Below are 21,482 nucleotides of genomic sequence, written 5' to 3'. Positions count from 1 at the left end.
CCCGTTTTTTTGTGCCTGCTCAAAACTGCAGGATGATAGTGAGAATATGAACAACGACCTGATTGCAAAAGCAGCCATTGATCGCCGTATGGCCGAGATCATCACACCGGTGATCGAGGATCTGGGGTTTGAACTTGTGCGCGTGCGCCTGATGTCAGGCAAAACGACCACCTTACAGCTTATGGCGGACCGTCCTGACGGCGGCATCGAAGTGGACGAGCTGGCCTTGATCAGCCAGTCTGTCAGCGCCGTTCTCGACGTTGAGGACCCGATCATCGAAGAGTATACTCTTGAGGTTTCCAGCCCCGGCATCGACCGCCCGCTGACGCGCCTCAAGGACTTCGAGATGTTCGAGGGCTATGAGGCCAAGATCGAAACTGCCGACCTGATCGATGGGCGTCGTCGCTTTAAGGGCGAACTGGCGGGCGTTGAGGGCGACGAGGTGCTCATCAACGTTGAAGAAGGCACCATCGGGCTCAAGTTCGACTGGCTGACCGACGCGAAACTGGTTCTGACCGACGACCTGATCAAAGAAATGCTGCGCCAGCGTAAAGCGTCCGGTGCGATTGACGAAACCAAATTCGATGACATCGAGACCGAAGGGTCCACCGAGGGAGACGACTAAATGGCCATTACATCTGCCAACCAGCTGGAACTGCTGCAAACCGCCGAGGCTGTGGCCCGCGAAAAGATGATCGACCCCAATCTGGTGGTTGAAGCGATGGAAGAATCGCTCGCTCGGGCGGCCAAGTCGCGCTACGGCGCTGAAATGGACATTCGCGTCGCGATCGACCGCAAGACCGGTCGCGCGACCTTTACCCGTGTCCGTACGGTTGTGTCCGACGACGAGTTTGAAAACTATCAGGCAGAATTCACGGTTGAGCAGGCCAAGCAGTATATGACCAACCCCGAAGTCGGTCAGGAATTCAGCGAAGAAGTCCCACCGGTTGAGATGGGTCGCATCGCGGCGCAATCCGCCAAACAGGTGATCTTGCAAAAGGTCCGCGAAGCTGAGCGTGACCGCCAGTACGAAGAATTCAAAGACCGCGCCGGTACAATCATCAATGGTCTGGTCAAGCGCGAGGAATACGGCAACGTCATCGTCGATGTGGGTGCTGGCGAAGCGATCCTGCGTCGTAACGAAAAGATCGGCCGCGAAAGCTACCGTCCGAACGACCGTATCCGCGTGTACATCAAAGACGTGCGCCGCGAACAGCGTGGCCCGCAAATCTTCCTGAGCCGTACCGCGCCTGAATTCATGGCCGAACTGTTCAAAATGGAAGTGCCCGAAATCTATGACGGCATCATCGAGATTAAGGCCGTTGCCCGTGACCCCGGTTCGCGTGCCAAGATTGCCGTGATCAGCTATGATAACTCGATCGATCCGGTTGGTGCCTGCGTTGGTATGCGCGGCAGCCGTGTTCAGGCCGTCGTGAACGAGCTTCAGGGCGAGAAGATCGACATTATTCCATGGAACGAAGACCAGCCCACATTCTTGGTCAACGCGCTTCAGCCTGCTGAAGTCTCCAAGGTTGTTCTGGACGAAGAAGCCGGCAAAATCGAAGTCGTCGTGCCCGAAGAGCAACTGTCGCTGGCGATTGGCCGTCGTGGTCAGAACGTACGTCTGGCATCGCAGCTGACCGGTCTGGCCATCGACATCATGACAGAAGAGCAAGAGAGCCAGCGCCGTCAGGCCGAGTTCGAACTGCGCACCAAGCTGTTCATGGACAATCTGGATCTGGATGAATTCTTTGCCCAGCTTCTGGTTTCCGAAGGGTTCAGCAACCTCGAAGAAGTTGCTTATGTCGAAGTAGACGAGCTTTTGGTCATCGACGGCGTTGACGAAGACACGGCCAGCGAACTGCAGGCCCGTGCCCGTGATGTGATCGAAGCGCAGAACAAAGCGGCGATTGATGCGGCCCGTGCCTTGGGCGTGGACGACACGCTTATTGAATTCGACGGCCTGACACCCCAAATGATTGAGGCACTTGCCAAGGACGACGTCAAAACGCTCGAAGATTTCGCGACTTGCGCGGATTGGGAACTGGCTGGCGGCTGGACGACCGTGAATGGCGAACGCACCAAGGATGACGGGACACTTGAACCTTTCGACCTTTCGCTGGAAGATGCGCAAAAGTTGATCATGACGGCGCGCGTCTTGCTGGGCTGGGTCGATCCCGCAGAGCTTGAGGCGGACGAGGTTGAAGAAGACCTTGATGCCGATATCGACACGGACGAGGAGGCCGAGGCCTGATCGCGGGGCTTTGGGGAACGATATGACACGTGGTGGCGTTTCTAAAGACCGGGAAGACGGTCCCGAACGAAAGTGTATCGCCACTGGCGAGGCGCAGCCCAAAAACGGGCTGATCCGCTTTGTTGTTGGTCCCGACATGCATGTTTTCCCGGATATTCTGGGAAAACTGCCCGGTCGGGGGATGTATGTGTCGGCAGATCGGGATGCGTTGGAAAAAGCGGCCAAGAAGGGCTTGTTCGCCCGCTCGGCCAAGCAACCTGTAAAGGTTGCCGATGATTTGGTGGAAGAAGTTGAAAAGCAGCTTGTTCGCCGTGTGGTTGACCTGATTTCGTTGCAACGCAAGGCCGGTAAGGCCGTTGCGGGCTACGAAAAAGTCAAAGGTTGGCTGCAAATGGAAGAAGCCGAAGTGTTGATCCAAGCAGTAGATGGATCAGGCCGCGGCAAATCGAAACTAAGTACGCCGCATTTCGGTCATTACATTGGCTGGCTGACGGCAGACGAATTGGGTTTGGCATTCGGACGCCAAACTGTGATACATGGGGCGCTCGCCTCTGGTGGTCTTACCTCTCGTGTTGTAGAGGAAGCTCAGCGGTTAAAAGGCGTGCGCATAAACGAGGGTGGCAACGGTCACCCGAAAGGATAGACGAGCTTCATGAGCGATAGTGACGGCAAAAAGACATTGGGCCTGCGGGGTGCGCCTTCGCGCCCTGGTAACGTAAAGCAAAGCTTTAGCCACGGACGGACTAAAAACGTCGTGGTCGAGACCAAGCGCAAGCGCGTTGTGGTGCCCAAACCTGCTGGCGCAAAAGCCGGCGGCGGTAGCAATCCATCGCTCGGGGATCCCTCCAAGCGTCCGGCAGGCATCACGGATTCCGAAATGGAACGCCGGCTGAAGGCGGTTCAGGCTGCCCGTGCCCGCGAGGCAGAAGAAGCCGAAGCACGCGCAGCCGACGAAAAGGCCCGCGCGGAAGACCGCGAGCGCCGTCGTGCCGAAATCGACGCGAAAGAAGCCGAAGAACGCGAGCGCATCGAAAGCCTGAAGGCGAAAGCCGAAGAGGACGAGCGTCGCAAAAAAGAAGCGGAAGCCGCGGCAGTCGCTGCATCAGCACCCGCAGCGGCCCCTGCCGCACCGCGTACGCCAAACGTAAAATCTGGCGCGCCAACACCTGTGGCACGCAAGAAAGAAGGCGACCGCGAGGAAACCAACAAGCGCAACAAGGGTGGCGACGACAGCCGTCGTTCCGGCAAACTGACGCTGAACCAGGCTCTGTCCGGTGGCGAAGGTGGCCGTCAGCGCTCTATGGCGCAGATGAAGCGCAAGCAGGAACGTCAGCGCCAGAAGGCCATGGGCGGTTCGGTCGAGCGTGAAAAGATTGTGCGCAATGTCAATCTGCCCCCCGCGATTGTTGTCTCTGAACTGGCCAACCGTATGGCGGAACGCGTCGGCGCGGTTGTCAAAGCTTTGATGACCAACGGCATGATGGTGACGCAGAATGAAACCATTGATGCGGATACTGCCGAACTGATCATCGAGGAATTCGGCCACAAAGTCGTACGCGTCTCTGACGCCGACGTCGAAGATGTGATCAAAGAAGCCGAAGACGATCCGAAAGATCTGGTCTCGCGTCCTCCGGTCATCACAATCATGGGCCACGTTGACCACGGTAAAACATCGCTGCTTGATGCGATCCGCAAGGCCAAGGTTCAGACTGGTGAAGCGGGCGGTATCACGCAGCACATCGGTGCCTATCAGGTCACAACCGACAACGGTCAGGTTCTGAGCTTCCTCGATACACCGGGCCACGCTGCCTTTACCTCGATGCGGTCGCGCGGTGCGCAAGTCACCGACATCGTTGTGCTGGTCGTCGCTGCGGATGACGCTGTGATGCCTCAGACGATCGAAGCGATCCACCACGCGAAAGCGGCAAAAGTGCCGATGATCGTGGCGATCAACAAGATCGACAAATACGAAGCCAACCCTGACAAAGTTCGTACCGATCTGCTGCAACACGAGGTCATCGTCGAAAAGATGTCCGGTGAAACGCAGGACGTCGAAGTGTCGGCTGCAACGGGTCAAGGTCTGGACGAACTGCTGGAAGCCATCGCGCTGCAGGCGGAACTGTTGGAACTGAAAGCGAACCCGAACCGTGCCGCGGTTGGTGCCGTGATCGAAGCGCAGCTTGACGTGGGCCGTGGTCCTGTCGCAACTGTGCTTATTCAGAATGGTACCCTGCGCCAAGGCGACATCTTTGTCGTGGGCGAGCAGTACGGTAAGGTTCGTGCGCTGATCAACGACATGGGTGAACGCGTCACAGAAGCCGGCCCGTCGGTGCCTGTCGAGGTGCTTGGCCTCAATGGGACACCAGGTGCGGGCGACGTGTTGAACGTGACCGAAACCGAAGCGCAGGCGCGTGAGATCGCAGAATATCGCGAAAAAGCCGCCAAGGATAAACGCGCTGCGGCCGGTGCGGCGACGACGCTGGAACAGCTGATGGCGAATGCCAAGGTGAACGAGACAGTAAGCGAGCTGCCTTTGTTGATCAAAGCAGACGTGCGTGGCTCTGCCGAAGCGATCGTGCAAGCGATGGAGAAAATCGGCAACGACGAAGTCCGCGTACGGGTTCTGCATTCGGGTGTCGGTGCGATCACAGACACCGATGTCGGCCTTGCCGAAGCATCGAACGCGCCGATTATCGGCTTCAACGTCCGCGCAAACGCGTCGGCCCGTGCCTCAGCCAACCAAAAAGGCGTCGAGATCCGTTATTACTCTGTCATCTATGACATGATTGATGATGTGAAAGCGGCGGCGAGCGGCCTGCTGAGCAACGAGATCCGCGAACATTTCATCGGCTATGCGTCGATCAAGGAAGTGTTCAAAGTGACCGGCGTTGGCAAGGTTGCGGGCTGTCTTGTGACCGAAGGCAAAGCAAGCCGCGCTGCTGGTGTTCGCTTGCTTCGCGAGAACGTTGTGATCCACGAGGGCACACTGAAAACGCTCAAGCGCTTCAAGGACGAAGTTTCCGAAGTACCGTCAGGCCAGGAATGTGGTATGGCGTTCGAGAACTACGAAGACATCCGTCCCGGCGACGTTATCGAGATCTTCACACGTGAAGAAGTCGTCCGCACGCTCGAGTGAGTTAAACCTCGTTCGATATTTGATGATCAGAAGCCCGGTTAAATGTCCGGGCTTCTGTCGTTTCAAACGCCCGTTTATCCTCATTAAAGCTCAGCCGGTCGACACAGACCTGGTCGTCCGTGATTTTGACGAGGTTAAAGTCATTCGGCTCTCCGCGGACCCGCGACGACAGGCTTGTCCCGGCGTGCAACTGGATCGCAGTGGTGCCGCCGGATTCGACGGTGAAGTTTTCCGCGTGCCACGTGTGTAAGTGCCCCGAGAGGATCAGGTTCGCCCCGCACGACAGCAGCTTTTCCAATGCAATGTCCGCGCCGGGGATCGGTTTCTTTTTGGTATGGTTGGGATGCTGTAGCGGATGGTGGACCACCAAAATGCGCGCCTTGCGCGCGGCGGTATCATCCATCGCTTTACAGGCATGGGCAATCCGCCCCGCTGTCAACTTCCCTGTCTGCCATGAAAACCGGTCGACCGAATTGATACCGATCACCACCATCTCGTCATCCTCGAACCGTGGGGTAAGGTCGGGGTTGATCCACTTACGGTACCGGCGCCACGGCATAAAAAACCGTTGAAAGGGGCGGTCCAGCAGCACATCATGGTTGCCCGGCACGCCTAGAACGGGGGCATTGAGGCGCTGGATAAAGTCTTGGGCTTCTTCAAACTGACTACGCCGGGCGCGTTGCGTGAAATCGCCTGAAATGGCGACGATATCCGGCTCAAGCGCGTTTACGCAGGTCACCAGCGGTTCCAGCAGATCCGGTCGGTCTTTGCCAAAGTGTAAATCGGATAGGTGCACCAATGTGCTCATCTTACAACCTCGTTGAATTCGGCGGGCACGATAAGTTGCAACGCCTCGCGCTGCATCTCTAGCTTGAACGGACCTTTCATGCGGCTCAGCTCTCCGTCGCGGGCGATGGGGCGTGATTTGTGGGCCATTTCAAGCGTGATCTCGTTCCCGCAGTGCATTTGATAGTCGGTTTCCCGTTTCGCAACGCCAAACGCCAGTGCTGCGGCGTGTTTCAACAAGCCCCAACGGTTCGTGTCCGGGGCGACCAGCAGCACCATGCCGCCCTTGGCGATACAGTCTTCACCACTGAGACCCATCTGGTTCAATTGAAAAGCGTTGCTGATAGCAAAGACCAAAGGGGTCCGGTGTTTAAACGATTTTCCATCGACTGTGACTGTCAGTTTAAGCGGCGCACGAAGCGTAGCCAACGCCTTGACCACCGACCAATAGGCGGCGATCCGGCTGCGGCCCCAGCGGTCGTATATGCCTTCGCGGGTTTTCAGAATGGCGGCATAGGCCCCGATGCTGGCGTTGTTCAGGAAGGCGTTGCCGTTGATCTTAGCGATATCCGTGGGCCGCAACACGCCATTGGCGATGACATCGACGGCTTCATCGACCGTTTCGGGCAGGTTCAAAGAACGCGCGAAATAGTTGAATGTCCCCGCAGGAATAATGCCCATCTGATTGGGCACATGCGCCAGCCCAGCGGCAACGCCGCTAATAGTGCCGTCCCCACCGGAGGCGACGATGGTCGCGTCGGGGTTATCCTCGGCTGTAGATTGCGCCAGCTTACCAAGATCTGCGCCATTGGGCGAAAATTCAACGAAGCTGACGGAAATGTCGTGGTGTTCAAACCGGTCTGAAATACGGGACCTGCGTTCTATGCCGTCTTTGCGGCCAGAGCCCTTGTTCAGAATAACGACTACGCGCGAAGGCTTCATGCTTGATCCATCCTTGATGACCTAAGCAAACGCTTGGGAAAGAGGATAGTTCAGATGTTTCGCGGCAGTTTGGCGTGTTGGAGGGTCAGCTTAGGCGCTGGATTGGCTTGCCTGTGTAGATCGCGTTATCGACCTTAACCGATATCCGGCCATCTGGCATGTCGCGTACGAAAATACCCTGTACGGACACTGTAGAGCCAATTGTAATTGTACGTAGCATTACTTCCTCCCCGAAGAACCTGCAGTTGCAACTTTATAAGCGACTGTTTGCTCAAGTCTAGCAACAAAAAAGTCGATAGCGCAGCATTTTAACGCTTAAAGAAACAGAGGCGTAGGGGCGCTGGCCCTAAAGCCAGTCGCGCAGGATCGGGAGCAGGGGGATGTCCGCAGGGGGCATCGGATAATCCTTCAGCGCATTAGCACGGACCCATTTCAGAGTCTGTCCTTCGCGCGCCTGCGGCGTGCCATTCCATTTGCGGCAGGCAAACAGGGGCATCAGCAGGTGGAAATCATCATAGGCGTGGCTGGCAAAGGTCAGCGGCGCAAGGCAGGACGTCCATGTATCTATGCCCAGCTCTTCCTGCAATTCGCGGATCAGCGCGGCTTCGGGTGTTTCGCCCGCTTCGACCTTGCCGCCCGGAAATTCCCACAGTCCAGCCATGGATTTGCCGGGCGGGCGCTGTGCCAAAAGTACGCGCCCGTCCACATCGATCAGGGCAACCGCCGAGACCAGTACAACCTTCACGAGCGATAGTCCGCGTTGATTTCAATATAGCCGTGGGTCAGGTCGCAGGTCCAAACCGTTGCCTTGCCGTCGCCAAGTCCCAGATCAACACCAATGGTGATGTTCTGACCCTTCATATGCGCCGCCGCCGCCTCTTCCGAGTAGTCGGGGCTGCGCCAGCCGTCTTTTGCGACCTCAACGTCGCCAAAGCGGATCGACAGCCGATCACGATCCGCCGCGGCACCGGATTTACCGATCGCCATAACAACGCGGCCCCAGTTCGGGTCTTGGCCGGCAATCGCGGTTTTGATCAGCGGTGAGTTGGCAATAGCCATGCCGTGCGTCTTGGCATCCGCATCCGTCGCGGCACCTGTGATGGCGATTTCGACGAATTTGGTCGCCCCTTCGCCGTCTTGCACAACCTGATGCGCAAGGTTCAACATGACGCCGTGCAACGCATCAGAAAACGCTTCGCTCTCGCTTGCGTCCACGCCCGACGCGCCGGTCGCTGCAAGGATCAAACTGTCGGAGGTCGATGTGTCGCTGTCGACGGTGATACAGTTAAAAGTGCTATCCGTGTGGGTCGACAGCATCTTTTGCAGGGCAGGTTGGCTAACAACTGCGTCGGTGAAGATATAGACCAGCATCGTCGCCATATCCGGCGCGATCATACCCGATCCCTTCGCAATCCCCGCAATAGAGACTGTTTTTCCGTCAATTTCGACCTCGGCACGCGCCCCTTTGGCGAAGGTATCCGTGGTCATGATCGCCTTGGCGGCATCCGAAATGCCCTTGTCGGACAGCGCGCCCTTGAGGTCGGCGAGAACAGCCGTGATCCGGTCGTGGGGCAATGGTTCGCCAATCACGCCGGTCGACGAGGTGAAAACCCGCGACTGGGGGATGTTGCACACATCGGCAACCGCGGCGGTAATCGCCTCGACTGCGATGACGCCGCCTTTGCCGGTAAAGGCATTGGCGTTGCCAGAATTGACCAGGATCGCAGCGCCCGTATCCGATGTCGCGCCGATTTTGGCCTGACAGTCCAGAACAGGGGCCGCACGGGTGGCAGAGCGGGTAAACGCCCCCGCCACCGTAGAGCCGGGAGTCAATTCAGCCAGCATCACATCCGTGCGGCCTTGATACCGTACCCCCGCCGCGATGGTGGCGAAACGCACACCATCAATGACAGGAAGATCAGGAAAGTGATCGGGTGCCAGCGGGGATACAGCGGTGATCTTGCCCATTGATTACTCCAACAAGCCCAGGTTGGTCAGAACCGTGGGATCAACTGCGTCAGCAGCCGAACGGTCAACATCTGCGGCTTCGGTGGTTTCTTCGATCAAGGCTTGTGCTTTGACTTGGCGCACCTGAGTTTCCAGCTCGTCTTTTACTTCGTCGAGCGTAGGCGCTTCTTTCTGGCGCTTCTCGTCCAGTTTGATGACATGCCAGCCAAACTGGGTTTCAACCGGTTCGGATACAGCACCGACTTCAAGCTCGGCGACAGCGGTTTCAAACGCGGGCACCATCATGCCGGGCCCGAACCATCCCAGAGTACCGCCTGCAGGACCGGAGGGACCCGTGGATTTTTCTTTCGCCAGCTCGGCGAAATCCGCACCCTCATCAAGCTCGGTCTTGACGGCTTTGGCATCTTCTTCTGTCTCTACCAGAATGTGCGACGCGCTGAACTCTTCGGTTGGTTCCGCATCGGTGTAGGCTTCGTCATAGGCGGCTTGCAGCTCTTCCTGCGACACGTCCTGTGCCATCGCTTTTTCGATCACTTCGCCTGCGATCAGCTGGCGGCGTTCGTTTTCCAGCGCCAGTGTGATGCGCGTTGGCAGATCGCCTTCGTAATCCTGCGAAAGAGCGGTTTGCTGCACGAGTTGGTCCAGAATACCTTTGAACAGAACCTCTGGCGGCAGTTGTTGATACTGCTCTGGCAAGGTGGCGCGGGCGATGATCATGTTGCCGATCGTAATGTTGGTGCCGTTGACTGTAGCAACTACTGTTTCAGCGGTAACGTCCGTTTGTGCATCGGTCTGCGCATCGGTGTTTGCGGCAGCATCGTCCTGCGCAAAAGTGGGCAGGGCAAGCGACGCTGCCACCATGAATGGTGCCAGAAAAGTGAGAGGTTTTTGCATGTATCTGTCCTTGGTTTGGCAGCCGCAAAGGGCTGCTACATTGACACGGTTTAGTGCGACCCTTACATCGCCCTATGGGCGCGGCCTTGGCGCACGTTCAGTCTTGTATCTAGGGGCTGTCCGGCGGCTCGGCAAGCAGATGGACGCCTAGGAACTTAACTTCGGCAGGAGATTGCATGCTGGGCATCGGAACACTCGCCAAAAAAGTCTTTGGGACTCCAAACGACCGTAAAATCAAGGCGACCCGCCCGCTGGTTGAACAAATCAACGCGCTGGAAGACGAATTCTTGGCTTTGACCGACGACGGTCTAAAGCAAAAAACAGAAGAGCTGCGCAAGCGGGCAAACGATGGCGAAAGCCTGGATGACCTGCTGCCGGAAGCCTTTGCAAACTGCCGTGAAGGCGCACGCCGGACCTTGGGTCTGCGCGCCTTTGACACGCAGTTGATGTCGGCCATTTTCCTGCATCAGGGCAACATATCCGAGCAGAAAACCGGTGAGGGTAAAACCCTGACCGCCACGCTGGCCGCCTATCTAAATGCGCTGACCGGCAAGGGCGTGCACGTCGTGACGGTGAACGAATACCTCGTAAAGCGGGATGCCGACTGGATGGGCAAGGTCTTTGCCTCGCTGGGGCTGACCACGGGTGCTGCGGTGTCCGGCATGACCGAGGAAGACAAACGCGCCGCGTATGAGTGCGATGTGACCTACGCCACGAACAACGAGCTGGGCTTTGACTATCTGCGCGATAACATGAAATCCGAGCTGAGTCAGATTTTCCAGAAGCAGCACAACTTCGCCATCGTGGATGAGGTCGACAGTATTCTGATCGATGAAGCCCGGACGCCACTGATTATCTCTGGCCCGTCGCAAGACCGCTCCGAGATGTATAAAATCGTCGATGATGTGATCCCGCTGCTTGATGAAAGCCACTACGAGCTGGACGAAAAAACCCGCAACGTGACCTTTACTGACGAAGGGAACGACTTCCTCGAGCAAGAGCTGCTGAGCCGCGGACTGCTGGAAGAAGGGTTCACGATGTATGACCCCGAAAGCACCACGGTCGTGCACCACGTAAACCAAGGTTTGCGGGCGCATAAGTTGTTTCAGCGCGACAAGGATTACATCGTGCGTGATGGCGAAGTGATGCTGATCGACGAATTCACCGGGCGTATGATGTCTGGTCGTCGTCTGTCCGACGGGTTGCATCAAGCGATCGAAGCGAAGGAAGGTTGCCAGATCCAGCCTGAAAACGTGACACTCGCCTCCGTCACGTTCCAGAATTATTTTCGACTGTACAACAAGTTGGCGGGCATGACGGGTACTGCCGAAACCGAAGCCGAAGAGTTCGCCGAAATTTACGGTCTGGGTGTTGTGGTTGTGCCGACCAACGTGCCCGTCGCACGCGTGGACGAAGATGACCAAGTCTATCGTTCCGCGCTGGAGAAATATCAGGCGATGATCGAAAAGGTCAAAGAAGCCAATGCGATAGGCCAGCCGGTTCTGGTGGGAACGACCTCTATCGAGAAATCTGAAATGCTTAGCCAGATGCTGACCGAAGCGGGCATTACGCATAATGTTTTGAACGCACGCCAGCACGAACAAGAAGCCCAGATTGTCGCAGATGCGGGCAAATTCGGCGCGGTGACCATTGCCACAAACATGGCCGGTCGCGGCACCGACATTCAGCTGGGCGGCAACGTCGAGCTGAAGGTGATCGAAGCACTGGACGCCGATCCAGAGGCCGATCCCGTTGCCATTCGTGAAAAGATCGAGGCGGAGCACGCGGACGAAAAGAAAAAAGTACTGGAGGCCGGTGGCCTTTATGTTCTGGCCTCTGAACGTCACGAAAGCCGGCGGATCGATAACCAGCTGCGTGGTCGTTCCGGCCGTCAGGGTGACCCGGGCCGGTCGTCGTTCTATCTGTCGCTCGAAGACGATTTGATGCGTATCTTTGGGTCGGAACGGCTTGAGAAAGTGTTGACCACACTTGGTCTCAAAGAGGGCGAGTCGATTGTGCACCCTTGGGTCAACAAGTCACTTGAACGAGCGCAGGCCAAGGTCGAAGGCCGCAACTTTGACATTCGGAAACAGCTGTTGAAGTTCGATGATGTGATGAACGACCAGCGGAAGGTCATCTTTGGCCAGCGCCGCGACATCATGGAAGCCGCCGACCTGCAAGAGATCACCGCCGACATGCGCGAGCAGGTAATTGACGATCTGATCGACCAGTTTATGCCGCCAAAAACTTATGCAGATCAGTGGGATACACAAGGTTTCCAAGCCGCGGTTGTCGAACAGTTGAACCTGAACGAACCTGTCGCGGCCTGGTGTGAAGAAGAGGGCGTGGACGACGAAGTGATCCGCGAACGTCTGATCGAGGCCAGCGATTCCATGATGGCGCAAAAGGCTGAACAGTTCGGCCCCGAGAACATGCGCAACATTGAAAAGCAGGTGTTGTTGCAGGCGATCGACGGCAAATGGCGTGACCACCTTTTGACGCTAGAGCATCTGCGGTCGGTCGTGGGCTTCCGCGGCTACGCGCAGCGGGATCCGTTGAACGAGTATAAAAACGAATCCTTCCAGCTGTTCGAGAGCATGCTGGACAGTCTCCGGACCGAAGTGACACAGAAACTGGGTCAAATCCGTCCGATGACGGAAGAAGAACAACAGCAGCTGATGTCGCAAATGCAGGAACGTCAGGCAGGTGCACAGGTTGCAGCAGCGCAAGCGGCCGAAGACAACAGCGCAGCGCCGGCGGCTACGGAGACTACGGCGACTACGGAGACGGGATCGACTGCCGTTGCTGGGTTTGACGAGAATGACCCGACCACATGGGGCAACCCTTCGCGCAATGACGAATGTCCCTGCGGATCTGGTGAGAAATTCAAGCATTGCCACGGCAAGCTTGCGTAAGTGATAGCTCCAAGGCCGCTTGACGGCCTTGGAGGCCCCTTTTGCGGCAGGACCGTACGGTGGGATAAGTTTTAGGTAGGGTCAGTAGACCAAGCTGCGCTGTCCAATAAAGGAGAGTGACATGCCAATTACTGACAATTTCAGGGACTATACTGCAGGATTAACCGGCCCGATTTGTGGGGCCTTTGATGTCGTGCCAGATGATGCCGCCGACCTGCCGCAGGTCACACGAGGCTTTATGATTGGTGGGCCAGGCGATGTAGCGGTGACGCTTAAGAGCGGGGATGCGATCACGTTGGTCGGGCTGATGGCCGGGGTCGTCTATCCGTTTCGGGTCGCGCAAGTGCGGGGCACCGGTACGACGGCCACAGGGATCAAAGGGTTGGTTTAGCGCGCAAGCCGATTGCCACATACTGTGGCCAGTGCTGCGCCCCCTTAGTGACCGGTGGGGCGCAGCAAAACGGGCAGGGTCCGTGCGATGATCTGTAGATCACCGGCAAAGCACATCTGCTGCGTATAGCGTTCATCAAGCGTGACGCGTTCATCGAACAGCATTACACCGCGCCCTGCGACTTGCCATAGTCCGGTGATGCCGGGGCGCACCGATTGATACGCGCCACGTGCTTCCCCATAGCTGTGCAACTCGCTGCGCGTCACGGGACGAGGTCCGACCAACGACATATCGCCCCGGAGGACATTCCAGATTTGGGGCAACTCGTCCAAGCCCGTGCGCCGCAGAAATTGGCCGCCGGGGATGACACGGGGATCATTTCTCAGCTTTTGGTACAGGGCCCATTCCAGCGCGTAGTCCGGTCGGGCAGAAAGAATCGCTGGCAAGACGGCCTGAGCGTTGGGTACCATTGTCGTGATTTTCCAGCAGCGGAACGGTTTGCCAGCCCGTCCGATTCGTGGATGGGCATATAGACCGATTTGCCCGTGAGTGGCCATATAACAGCACAACAGAACGATCAGCAGTAGTATCAAGGGCAGCAGCACAAGGCTGACTGATAGATCGAACAGCCGCTTTCCTACGCGATGATACAGTAGCCGGCCCACGTAGGGACCACCGCCCCGTCTTATCCCTACCTCGATAAACGCCATCATCACCCCGTGCTTTGAACCAACAAGTAAAACCGGCGACTTTGCCGATGTGTCAGCTAAAGCAGAGGTATCCTAAGGCGCGGTTAAAGCCGGGCCGCTATCAGATCAGGCGTAGCTGAATTCGACCTCACCATTATGGATGGTTGCGGCGGTCAATTTGTCGGTTGCGTAGGCTCCGGTATCGATCGAAACAACGCCGCCCTTGACCATAGGCGTGTCGACAATCGTATGCCCGTGCACGATCCACATACCGTCGCGACGGCGTTTGCGCCCGAAATCCTCATGCCCCCAAAGCAACGTGCGGCTTTCCTGATCCTTTAGAGAAATCAATGGGTTAGCCGCGGCGTGAACAAAGGCAACATTGCCGCTGACCCAAGAGGTCGGCAGGTTGGTCACCCAGTCAACCAGCGCATCGCCCATGGCCTCGCGCAATGCATCACGGGCCCGCTCAAGCTCGGCTCCAGAAGAGGTTTGCGATACGCCCGAGACGTCAAAACTCGATAGGGTTTGCAGCCCGCCATAGCGCAGCCAGCGCTGGCCGTTCTCTTTCGGATTATCAATAAATTTTAGCATCATCTGCTCGTGGTTGCCCATCAGCGTAATGATATCCGGCTGGCTGTGCAGGGCGCGCAAGACCTGTGCGCTTTGTTCGCCGCGGTCGACCAGATCACCGACACAAATCACCTGCGTACCACGAGAGGGTTCTGGAAGCCGCTCCAGCAAGTCGAAACGACCGTGGATATCGCCAATCGCGACCACGGGTACGTCCGGCGTGATGGGGTCGAAATGCGGTTCAGGCTCTGGGTCTGGTTGACGGCGTTTAAACCAACGGTTTAGCATCGTTTTTCAAGCGTCCTCTGTGTTGCAAAACTGGCGCAACGCAATGGTAAATCCGTTGACTGGCGGCACACAAAGTGTAGTCCACCTCAAACTTCTCTACGGTCCCGGTATTGGAAACAGTTAATTAATAGGCAGGTTGTCAGATGCAAGGCCACTTGAGGAAACTCGCTTGTACGATGTTAGCCGGAGTGTTCGGCGTTGTCAGCCTTTCCCAGACATCTGCCCAATCGCTGTCGACCTACGGGACGCCCGGTCTGATCGAAATGCCAACGGCGCGAGTGCTGAAGGATGGCGATCTGGCATTTACGGCCAGCGCCTTTGGTCCAAATTATCGGTATTCCGCGACCTTTCAGGTTTTGCCGCGCCTTTATGGTACATTCCGCTACTCTCGTATCAAGGATATCAGCTCCAGTGCGGTACTGGACGGCGATACCTTTGACCGTAGTTTTGATGTTCATTACCAGATTTGGGACGAAACCGATGTGCGCCCCGCGTTTGCCGTGGGCCTGCGCGACTTTCTGGGTACCGGTATCCTGAGCAGCGAATATTTCGTTGCCACCAAAAGCTTTGGCTCAAAGCTGGAAGTCACCGGCGGCTTGGGCTGGGGGCGTCTTGCGGGGCGGAATTCATTTTCGAACCCGTTCAGTGTGCTCTCTGAGCGTTTTGATACAAGGACGCGGGATGCGAACCGTGGCGGGCAGTTAGAGACCGGCAATTGGTTCAGCGGTCCTACCTCTCCCTTTGTCGGCGTGAAATGGAACCTCTCTGATCAAGCGACGCTGTTTGCGGAATACTCGCCTGATGAATACACGCGGGAATCGGTGAACACCGGTATTGACGTGTCTTCGCCGATCAATGTGGGGCTGGAGTATCGGTTTAAGAACGGCGTCAACCTCAAGGGGTTCGTTGTGGGTGGGCATGAGGTCGGCGCGCAACTGAGCTATATCATCAATCCCAAGACCCCATCGGTTCCCGGCGGGTTGGAGCAGGCCCCGCGGACGGTCGGCGCACGCAATCGGTTGGCCATTGCAGAATGGAACAACGCGGCTGCGGGTGGTGGGCGTAATGCGGTAGAGACTGTGTTGCAGCGCGTGCTCGCGGAAGACGGGCTGGAGCTGCAAGGGTTCATCATGTCGGGCACCCGCGCGACGGTGCGTGTTGAGAATAGCCGTTTCAATAACGAAGCCCAAGCGGCGGGACGCACAGCGCGGGCCATGGCGGTGACACTGCCGCCCGCTATCGAAGAATTCACCGTCGTTTTCCTTGAACGCGGCGTGCCGCTTAGCCAGATCGTCACGCAGCGGTCTGATCTGGAAGAGCTGCAGTATGATTATGACGGTGCGTGGCGCAGCTTGGCGCGGGCGCGTTTGGAAGACGGGCATACGCAGGGGCGTGATGGCGAGTTGGCGGATATCTATCCCGTGTTCGACACGTCTTTCGGACCCTATCTGGCGACGTCGTATTTTGACCCGAACAGCCCAATTCGGGCCGATTTTGGTGTTCAGCTCAAGATGGATTACCGGCCGCGTCCGGGCCTGACCTTTGCCGGTCGGTTCCGCTACCCGCTGGTGGGCAATATCGCCGATTCATTCCGCGTGTCTGACTCGGTCATCGAACCAGTGCGTACGAATGCTGTGCGCTATGCCAAGGAATCTGATCTTGAGGTTAACAGCCTGACAGCCGAATATCTGTTCCGTCCGGGCAAGGACTTGTTTGGCCGCGTCTCGGCTGGGTATCTCGAAGGGATGTTCGGTGGTGTTTCGACCGAGGTGCTGTGGTACCCGATGGCCAGCCGTCTCGCGCTTGGTGCGGAGCTAAACTATGTCAAACAGCGTGATTTTGACATGTTGTTCGGGTTCCAGGATTACGATGTCGTGACCGGTCACGCTTCGGCCTATTACGATCTGGGCAACGGGTTTTACGGCCAGCTTGACGTGGGTCGCTATCTCGCGGGCGATTACGGCGCGACGTTGTCACTGGATCGCGAGTTCAACAACGGGTTCAAGGTTGGCGGGTATTTCACGCTGACGGATGTGTCGTTTGACGATTTTGGCGAAGGGTCCTTTGACAAAGGATTGCGGTTCGAGGTGCCTCTGTCGTGGATCACCGGGCGTCCGTCGCGTACGAAAATCCAACAAACCATCAAACCGATCACCCGTGACGGTGGCGCGCGTCTTGCTGTGGCCAACCGTTTGCATGGGGTCGTGCGCGATTATCGCGGCAAAGAGCTGCGGGACAGCTGGGGGAGATACCTGCGATGATCTTACGTGCGCTTACCCTCGGGTTATGTCTGGCGGGCCTGTCCGCCTGTAGTGAAAGCAAAGGCCTGCTGGCACGTGGTGTCGCGGTTGCTGTGGACGACGATTCTGTTGTGCCCAAGACCTCGCAGGGGTTCCCACCACGCTTTGCTGCGCTGGTGGAGGACACCTCTAATCCCGCGCTGCTGCTCACGGTGGAAAACCGAAAGCAAACCGGCCGCATGCTGCGCGAAGCGCGGGTGAACGGCGTCGATACCTGGCTGAGTTCGGATTTGACGGCGCTGATGTTGGAAGACGGCATGCTGCAGGGCACGCGTGGGCTTGGCTCCGAGCTGTTTGCCGCGGATGTGTCCGAGCCCAAAGCGTTGATCTTGTCTGGGCGTGGCGGTTATTCCGACCGGCTGCACAGCAATCTGACGGGGACCGATGAAATCTCTACGCGGGCATACCGGTGTTTGGTCGAAAATCAAGGCAGTGCAACACTGGCGCTTGAAATCGGCGCAGTGGCGACGCGTAAGGTGACAGAGGATTGTAAAAGTCTGGACCAGTCGTTTCGGAATACGTATTGGGTCAGTGTAAACAGCAGTGCCATTGTTCAGGCGCGGCAATGGGCTGGCGGCGAAGTCGGGTATCTTATGACCAAGGCTGCTGCACGCTAGTTTAACCGGGGCCGAACCTGTCTGGGGGCGAGGTGTCACATGATGAATGGGAGTATTAAAGTGCGATACCTAGTGGTAGCTATTTTGGGTCTGGCCCTTGCAAGCTGTGGTACGGTTTACCGAACACCTAAGGTGGTAGAGGGCGCAGCAGGCGGCACCAACGTACGCGTGCTGAACCTGACCGCTGAAACTGTCATTCAGGCGAATAGATCTGCCTATGCGCCGCAAAGCCTGCCAGCTGTCTTTTCGCGTACTGCCGGAAGCGGTTCCGGCCTGCGCGGGACCGGGGCGCTGCCTTCGCCCACGCTTGACGTTCAAACCCGTCCTAACGCGCTTGAGCTGCGTTTGCCCCCCGCAAATGATCCTGGCCCCTATGAAATTGGTGTCGGCGATGTCGTGTTGCTGGCCACGCCACGTGCTGCTGGATCGGTCGAACAACTGTCCGGGCTGCTGGCCGCGCAAAACTCGCGCCAAGGCTATACTGTGCAGGATGACGGTTCGATCAACATTCCCGACGTGGGCCGCGTGCGCATCGCCGGTCTGACCATCGAGGACGCCGAGGCTGCCTTGTTCCAGCGTCTGGTCGAGAACCAGATTGACCCGACGTTCAGCCTCGAGATTTCTGAATTCAATTCGCGGCGTGTTTCTATCGGCGGTGCTGTGTCGCAGCCAACGGTTGTGCCGGTGACGTTGACGCCGCTGTATCTGGAAGAGGCTTTGGCCGCTGCAGGCGGGATCACGGTCGAAGATCAGGACTATGCCTCGATCCGTCTGTACCGCGATGGCACGCTGTACCAGATTCCTCTGTCGCAGCTCTATTCCCGCGCCAGCCTGACCAAGACGCGCCTGCTGCCCGGCGATGCGATTTTCGTTGATACGGCATATGAACTGGTCCGCGCGCAGGAATATTTCGCCCAACAGATCACCTTGGTGCAAGCGCGTCAGGCAGCCCGTGCCTCTGCGTTGCAAGAGCTGCAGTTTGAGGTGTCCCTGCGTCGTTCAAGCTTAGAGGAGGCACGCAGCAACTATCAGACGCGTCGCGAGCTTGGTGCTGACGACCGCGAATATGTTTATCTGGCAGGTGAGGTCGGGACGCAGTCGCGTTTTGCGCTGCCGTTTGAACGCAAAGCAAGTCTGGCCGACGCATTGTACGATGCAGGTGGCGTGGCGTCGTCGACCGGTGATGTGTCGCAAGTGTATGTTCTGCGCGCATCGTCTGATCCGCGCGAGCTGGGGGCGATCACGGCATGGCATCTTGATGCTCGTAATGCGGCGAACTTTGCCCTGGCTCCGAAGTTCGAGCTGCGCCCCGATGACATCATCTTTATCGCGCAACAGCCCGTTACCAAATGGAGCCGCGCTGTCTCGCAAATTCTGCCACAGATCCTAAGCGTGGGGAGCGCCGTCAGCAACTGATTTGACCACGATTGACTAGCAAAGGCCGGGCAGAAATGTCCGGCCTTTTGCGTTGTGGGGCTGGATGGCCGGATGGGTTCTGAGGTCGTCGAGGTCTCCGTAAATTGAACCAATCAGTGCCCTATTTCAGCCACATCGCCTGATTACCCCTAAAGAGGTCAACTATTCAGGCGGTGTGAAATGTATCTTTCTGTTGTTATTCCTTGCATGAACGAGGAAGCCTCGATCCCGGGTTTGGTGACGCGGCTGACGCAGGCCATCGCGCCTTGGAAAGACCGTGCAGAGATCATTCTCGTCGATGACGGATCGACAGACGCCACATGGAAAGCGATCGAGGTCGCCCAAGCAAGCTGTGCGCAATTGGTGGGGGTCAAACTGTCTGCCAATCGTGGCCACCAGATCGCGCTGACTGCGGGGCTTGAGGCCGCGCAGGGTGAACGTATCTTCATGCTGGATGCCGATCTGCAAGACCCGCCCGAGTTGCTGGTGGATATGATGTTCATGATGGATCGCGGATTTGACGTGGTTTATGGCCGGCGCAGCGAGCGTCAGGGCGAGACGATGTTCAAAAAAGCCACGGCGCATCTGTTCTACCGCTTCCTGAACGCCATGTCTGATGTGCCGATCCCACAGGATACTGGCGATTTTCGTCTGGTGAACCGCCGGTCGCTCGACGCTGTTCTGGCGATGCCCGAAAAGGCCCGTTTTATTCGTGGCATGTTTGCGTGGGCTGGGTTCAAGCAGGTTGGGATCGAATATATCCGTGCGCCACGCGCCTTGGGAGAGACCAAATACCCGTTCCGCGCGATGATGCGCTTTGCCATCGACGCGATGACCGCCTTTTCGACGAAGCCGCTCAAGCTCGCGACACGTCTGTCCTTTGTCAGCCTGCTGATGGCGACGTTGATGGCAGTCTATGTGATTTATTCGCTGATCGTTTACCAGACCGCGCCCGGTTGGGCCTCGGTGGTGCTGGCAGTCAGCTTCTTCTCGGGGGCGCAGCTGTTGACGCTGGGAATTCTGGGGGAATACATCGGTCGCCTTTACGTCGAAGCCAAGGATCGGCCGCTGTACTTCGTGAGCGACGATACCCGCGATATGGTCCCTGACGTGAAAAGGTTGCGCGCATAATGCCTATTTTAGACTATAAATGTGCCCGTTTTGCTCTCATTGGGGCTGTGACTGCAGCGTCCTATGTGGTGATGTATCCGGCGTTTTTGGCGGCGGGGCTGCCGCAAGTAGAAGCGAATGCCGCGGCGTTTTTCCTGGCTATCGTCCTGCAATATATCGGGCACGCGCTGTTCACCTTTGAACGCCGGTTGGTCGATCGCAGCCAGATCACAAAGTTTGCCATCATGACCGGCTGCGGCTTTGCGATGTCGGCGCTTGTGACGGGTCCTTTCGCGCAGGCATTGGGCGTACCTGCCTGGGCCGCGGCGCTGGCTGTCGCGCTGTACTTGCCGGTGCAAAACTTTATTTTGATGACCCTCTGGGTGTTCGCCCTGCCGCACCCCACAAAGGAGTACACATCGTGAGCCATATCTATAGCGATACGTTTTTCGACTACATCAACCAAAGCGCGCGCGCGTCGGCCAAACCGTTTGTGTCGTTGCTGTTTCCATTGCTCAAGCCATCTTCGGTTATTGATCTGGGCAGTGGGCGCGGCGTTTGGATGGATGAATGGCGCAAAGGCGGTGCAGGTGATGTGCTGGCCGTTGACGGGGACTATGTCGATCGGGCGCAGCTTGCGGTCGCGCCCGAGCAGTTCATGGCGGCCGACCTGACCCAACCGGTCGAGACGGGCCGGCGCTTTGATCTGGCGCAAAGCCTTGAGGTCGGGGAGCATCTGCCGACCGAAGCGTCGCAGGTTCTGGTCGACAGTCTGACCCGCGCATCGGATCGGGTGTTGTTTTCTGCTGCGGTCACGGGCCAAGGCGGAGAGTTTCACGTAAACGAACAACCCCTGTCCTTCTGGCAAGAGCTGTTCGCCGCGAAGGGCTATGTCGCTTATGACTGCGTGCGCCCCGCATTGAAGGACAACAAGGATATCGCGCCTTGGTATCGCTATAACGCGATCCTCTATGTGAATGCAGCCGGTCGCGACGGGTTGCCAGCAGAGATCCTTGCGACCGAGGTCCCTGCAGGTCAGAAGGTCGGAAACGCGGGCAGTCTGGTTTGGCGGTTACGTCTGGCCGTGGTAAAGACCCTGCCACGCGGTGCAGTCACTGCGATTGCACAGGCGCGGGCTTTGGTTTTGGCGCTGCGGGCCCGTCGGGCAAAGACTGTGGGTCGCGCGGCTGTATGACGGCGGCA

The 21,482-nt window shown here is 57.5% G+C and carries 20 protein-coding genes; 12 read left to right on the top strand and 8 right to left on the bottom strand.

Translation table 11 applies throughout. From position 1 onward, the window contains the following. Window positions 1–46: 46 nt before the first annotated feature. From rimP to infB, 4 genes are read left to right on the top strand one after another with little or no spacing between them, the layout of a single operon-like run. Window positions 47–625 (top strand): ribosome maturation factor RimP, encoded by a 579-nt coding sequence (gene rimP, locus GLP52_RS11970; RefSeq protein ID WP_093732746.1) that lies wholly within the window; start codon window positions 47–49, stop codon window positions 623–625. After that, window positions 626–2,254 (top strand): transcription termination factor NusA, encoded by a 1,629-nt coding sequence (gene nusA, locus GLP52_RS11965; RefSeq protein WP_237272507.1) that lies wholly within the window; start codon window positions 626–628, stop codon window positions 2,252–2,254. A 22-nt stretch (window positions 2,255–2,276) separates the two neighbouring features. After that, window positions 2,277–2,897 (top strand): RNA-binding protein, encoded by a 621-nt coding sequence (locus GLP52_RS11960; RefSeq protein WP_093732744.1) that lies wholly within the window; start codon window positions 2,277–2,279, stop codon window positions 2,895–2,897. 9 nt (window positions 2,898–2,906) lie between these two features. After that, window positions 2,907–5,390 carry a translation initiation factor IF-2 gene (gene infB, locus GLP52_RS11955; RefSeq protein WP_237272506.1) on the top strand — a complete coding sequence of 828 codons (2,484 nt, stop codon included), beginning with the start codon at window positions 2,907–2,909 and terminating at the stop codon, window positions 5,388–5,390. Between the two features lies 1 nt (window position 5,391). Here infB and GLP52_RS11950 read toward each other — a convergent pair whose 3' ends face one another. The 6 genes from GLP52_RS11950 to GLP52_RS11930 all read right to left on the bottom strand — a co-directional run bounded on the left by GLP52_RS11950 (window position 5,392) and on the right by GLP52_RS11930 (window position 9,980). Next, window positions 5,392–6,198 (bottom strand): metallophosphoesterase family protein, encoded by an 807-nt coding sequence (locus GLP52_RS11950; RefSeq protein ID WP_237272505.1) that lies wholly within the window; start codon window positions 6,196–6,198, stop codon window positions 5,392–5,394. Next, entirely contained in the window at window positions 6,195–7,118 is a 924-nt protein-coding gene (locus tag GLP52_RS11945) for a diacylglycerol/lipid kinase family protein (protein ID WP_237272504.1), read from the bottom strand. The genes GLP52_RS11950 and GLP52_RS11945 overlap by 4 nt, the downstream gene beginning before the upstream one ends. A gap of 85 nt (window positions 7,119–7,203) precedes the next feature. After that, on the bottom strand, window positions 7,204–7,338 hold the full coding sequence (locus GLP52_RS19510; RefSeq protein WP_272903362.1) for a hypothetical protein: 135 nt from the start codon (window positions 7,336–7,338) through the stop codon (window positions 7,204–7,206). A 126-nt stretch (window positions 7,339–7,464) separates the two neighbouring features. After that, window positions 7,465–7,863, bottom strand: coding sequence for an 8-oxo-dGTP diphosphatase MutT (gene mutT / locus GLP52_RS11940; protein ID WP_273053666.1), 399 nt, complete (start codon window positions 7,861–7,863; stop codon window positions 7,465–7,467). Then, on the bottom strand, window positions 7,860–9,086 hold the full coding sequence (gene argJ / locus GLP52_RS11935) for a bifunctional glutamate N-acetyltransferase/amino-acid acetyltransferase ArgJ (RefSeq protein WP_237272503.1): 1,227 nt from the start codon (window positions 9,084–9,086) through the stop codon (window positions 7,860–7,862). The genes mutT and argJ overlap by 4 nt, the downstream gene beginning before the upstream one ends. Window positions 9,087–9,089: 3 nt before the next feature. After that, window positions 9,090–9,980, bottom strand: a complete 891-nt coding sequence (locus GLP52_RS11930) for a peptidylprolyl isomerase (RefSeq protein ID WP_237272502.1) — start codon at window positions 9,978–9,980, stop codon at window positions 9,090–9,092. 176 nt (window positions 9,981–10,156) lie between these two features. Between GLP52_RS11930 and secA the strand changes: the two genes are divergently transcribed. Together secA and GLP52_RS11920 are read left to right on the top strand one after the other, a co-directional pair. Further along, window positions 10,157–12,895, top strand: coding sequence for a preprotein translocase subunit SecA (gene secA, locus GLP52_RS11925; protein ID WP_237272501.1), 2,739 nt, complete (start codon window positions 10,157–10,159; stop codon window positions 12,893–12,895). Window positions 12,896–13,016: 121 nt separating this feature from the next. Continuing rightward, window positions 13,017–13,286 carry a spike base protein, RCAP_Rcc01079 family gene (locus tag GLP52_RS11920; protein WP_093732736.1) on the top strand — a complete coding sequence of 90 codons (270 nt, stop codon included), beginning with the start codon at window positions 13,017–13,019 and terminating at the stop codon, window positions 13,284–13,286. 44 nt (window positions 13,287–13,330) lie between these two features. Here GLP52_RS11920 and GLP52_RS11915 read toward each other — a convergent pair whose 3' ends face one another. Together GLP52_RS11915 and GLP52_RS11910 are read right to left on the bottom strand one after the other, a co-directional pair. Next, complete coding sequence (locus GLP52_RS11915) at window positions 13,331–13,996, bottom strand: sugar transferase (RefSeq protein ID WP_093732837.1); 666 nt, start codon at window positions 13,994–13,996, stop codon at window positions 13,331–13,333. 105 nt (window positions 13,997–14,101) lie between these two features. Next, window positions 14,102–14,836 carry a metallophosphoesterase gene (locus GLP52_RS11910; protein ID WP_093732735.1) on the bottom strand — a complete coding sequence of 245 codons (735 nt, stop codon included), beginning with the start codon at window positions 14,834–14,836 and terminating at the stop codon, window positions 14,102–14,104. 176 nt (window positions 14,837–15,012) lie between these two features. Here GLP52_RS11910 and GLP52_RS11905 point away from each other — a divergent pair, with 176 nt between their 5' ends. From GLP52_RS11905 to GLP52_RS11880, 6 genes are all read left to right on the top strand, one after another. Further along, complete coding sequence (locus GLP52_RS11905) at window positions 15,013–17,097, top strand: YjbH domain-containing protein (RefSeq protein WP_237272499.1); 2,085 nt, start codon at window positions 15,013–15,015, stop codon at window positions 17,095–17,097. Further along, the gene (locus tag GLP52_RS11900; protein ID WP_093732733.1) at window positions 17,094–17,753 is read left to right on the top strand and encodes a YjbF family lipoprotein; all 660 of its coding nucleotides are present in this window, start codon (window positions 17,094–17,096) and stop codon (window positions 17,751–17,753) included. Before GLP52_RS11905 ends, GLP52_RS11900 begins: the two co-directional genes overlap by 4 nt. A gap of 171 nt (window positions 17,754–17,924) precedes the next feature. Further along, complete coding sequence (locus GLP52_RS11895; protein ID WP_237272690.1) at window positions 17,925–19,169, top strand: polysaccharide biosynthesis/export family protein; 1,245 nt, start codon at window positions 17,925–17,927, stop codon at window positions 19,167–19,169. 180 nt (window positions 19,170–19,349) lie between these two features. Beyond that, window positions 19,350–20,300 carry a glycosyltransferase family 2 protein gene (locus tag GLP52_RS11890; protein WP_093732732.1) on the top strand — a complete coding sequence of 317 codons (951 nt, stop codon included), beginning with the start codon at window positions 19,350–19,352 and terminating at the stop codon, window positions 20,298–20,300. Further along, window positions 20,300–20,704: a GtrA family protein gene (locus GLP52_RS11885; protein ID WP_237272498.1), complete on the top strand. Its 405-nt coding sequence runs from the start codon at window positions 20,300–20,302 to the stop codon at window positions 20,702–20,704. The genes GLP52_RS11890 and GLP52_RS11885 overlap by 1 nt, the downstream gene beginning before the upstream one ends. Then, complete coding sequence (locus GLP52_RS11880; protein WP_093732730.1) at window positions 20,701–21,474, top strand: methyltransferase domain-containing protein; 774 nt, start codon at window positions 20,701–20,703, stop codon at window positions 21,472–21,474. The genes GLP52_RS11885 and GLP52_RS11880 overlap by 4 nt, the downstream gene beginning before the upstream one ends. Window positions 21,475–21,482 lie beyond the last annotated feature (8 nt).

The organism is Sulfitobacter sp. M22, from assembly GCF_021736025.1.
GTDB lineage: Bacteria > Pseudomonadota > Alphaproteobacteria > Rhodobacterales > Rhodobacteraceae > Sulfitobacter > Sulfitobacter litoralis.
This window is presented reverse-complemented; position numbering and strand designations above follow the sequence as displayed.

Bases quoted from the DNA above. Each gene is read 5' to 3' on its own strand.
- rimP (WP_093732746.1), top strand. From the start codon at position 47: ATGAACAACGACCTGATTGCAAAAGCAGCCATTGATCGCCGTATGGCC.
- nusA (WP_237272507.1), top strand. From the start codon at position 626: ATGGCCATTACATCTGCCAACCAGCTGGAACTGCTGCAAACCGCCGAG.
- GLP52_RS11960 (WP_093732744.1), top strand. From the start codon at position 2,277: ATGACACGTGGTGGCGTTTCTAAAGACCGGGAAGACGGTCCCGAACGA.
- infB (WP_237272506.1), top strand. From the start codon at position 2,907: ATGAGCGATAGTGACGGCAAAAAGACATTGGGCCTGCGGGGTGCGCCT.
- GLP52_RS11950 (WP_237272505.1), bottom strand. From the start codon at position 6,198: ATGAGCACATTGGTGCACCTATCCGATTTACACTTTGGCAAAGACCGA.
- GLP52_RS11945 (WP_237272504.1), bottom strand. From the start codon at position 7,118: ATGAAGCCTTCGCGCGTAGTCGTTATTCTGAACAAGGGCTCTGGCCGC.
- GLP52_RS19510 (WP_272903362.1), bottom strand. From the start codon at position 7,338: ATGCTACGTACAATTACAATTGGCTCTACAGTGTCCGTACAGGGTATT.
- argJ (WP_237272503.1), bottom strand. From the start codon at position 9,086: ATGGGCAAGATCACCGCTGTATCCCCGCTGGCACCCGATCACTTTCCT.
- GLP52_RS11930 (WP_237272502.1), bottom strand. From the start codon at position 9,980: ATGCAAAAACCTCTCACTTTTCTGGCACCATTCATGGTGGCAGCGTCG.
- secA (WP_237272501.1), top strand. From the start codon at position 10,157: ATGCTGGGCATCGGAACACTCGCCAAAAAAGTCTTTGGGACTCCAAAC.
- GLP52_RS11920 (WP_093732736.1), top strand. From the start codon at position 13,017: ATGCCAATTACTGACAATTTCAGGGACTATACTGCAGGATTAACCGGC.
- GLP52_RS11915 (WP_093732837.1), bottom strand. From the start codon at position 13,996: ATGGCGTTTATCGAGGTAGGGATAAGACGGGGCGGTGGTCCCTACGTG.
- GLP52_RS11910 (WP_093732735.1), bottom strand. From the start codon at position 14,836: ATGCTAAACCGTTGGTTTAAACGCCGTCAACCAGACCCAGAGCCTGAA.
- GLP52_RS11905 (WP_237272499.1), top strand. From the start codon at position 15,013: ATGTTAGCCGGAGTGTTCGGCGTTGTCAGCCTTTCCCAGACATCTGCC.
- GLP52_RS11900 (WP_093732733.1), top strand. From the start codon at position 17,094: ATGATCTTACGTGCGCTTACCCTCGGGTTATGTCTGGCGGGCCTGTCC.
- GLP52_RS11890 (WP_093732732.1), top strand. From the start codon at position 19,350: ATGTATCTTTCTGTTGTTATTCCTTGCATGAACGAGGAAGCCTCGATC.
- GLP52_RS11885 (WP_237272498.1), top strand. From the start codon at position 20,300: ATGCCTATTTTAGACTATAAATGTGCCCGTTTTGCTCTCATTGGGGCT.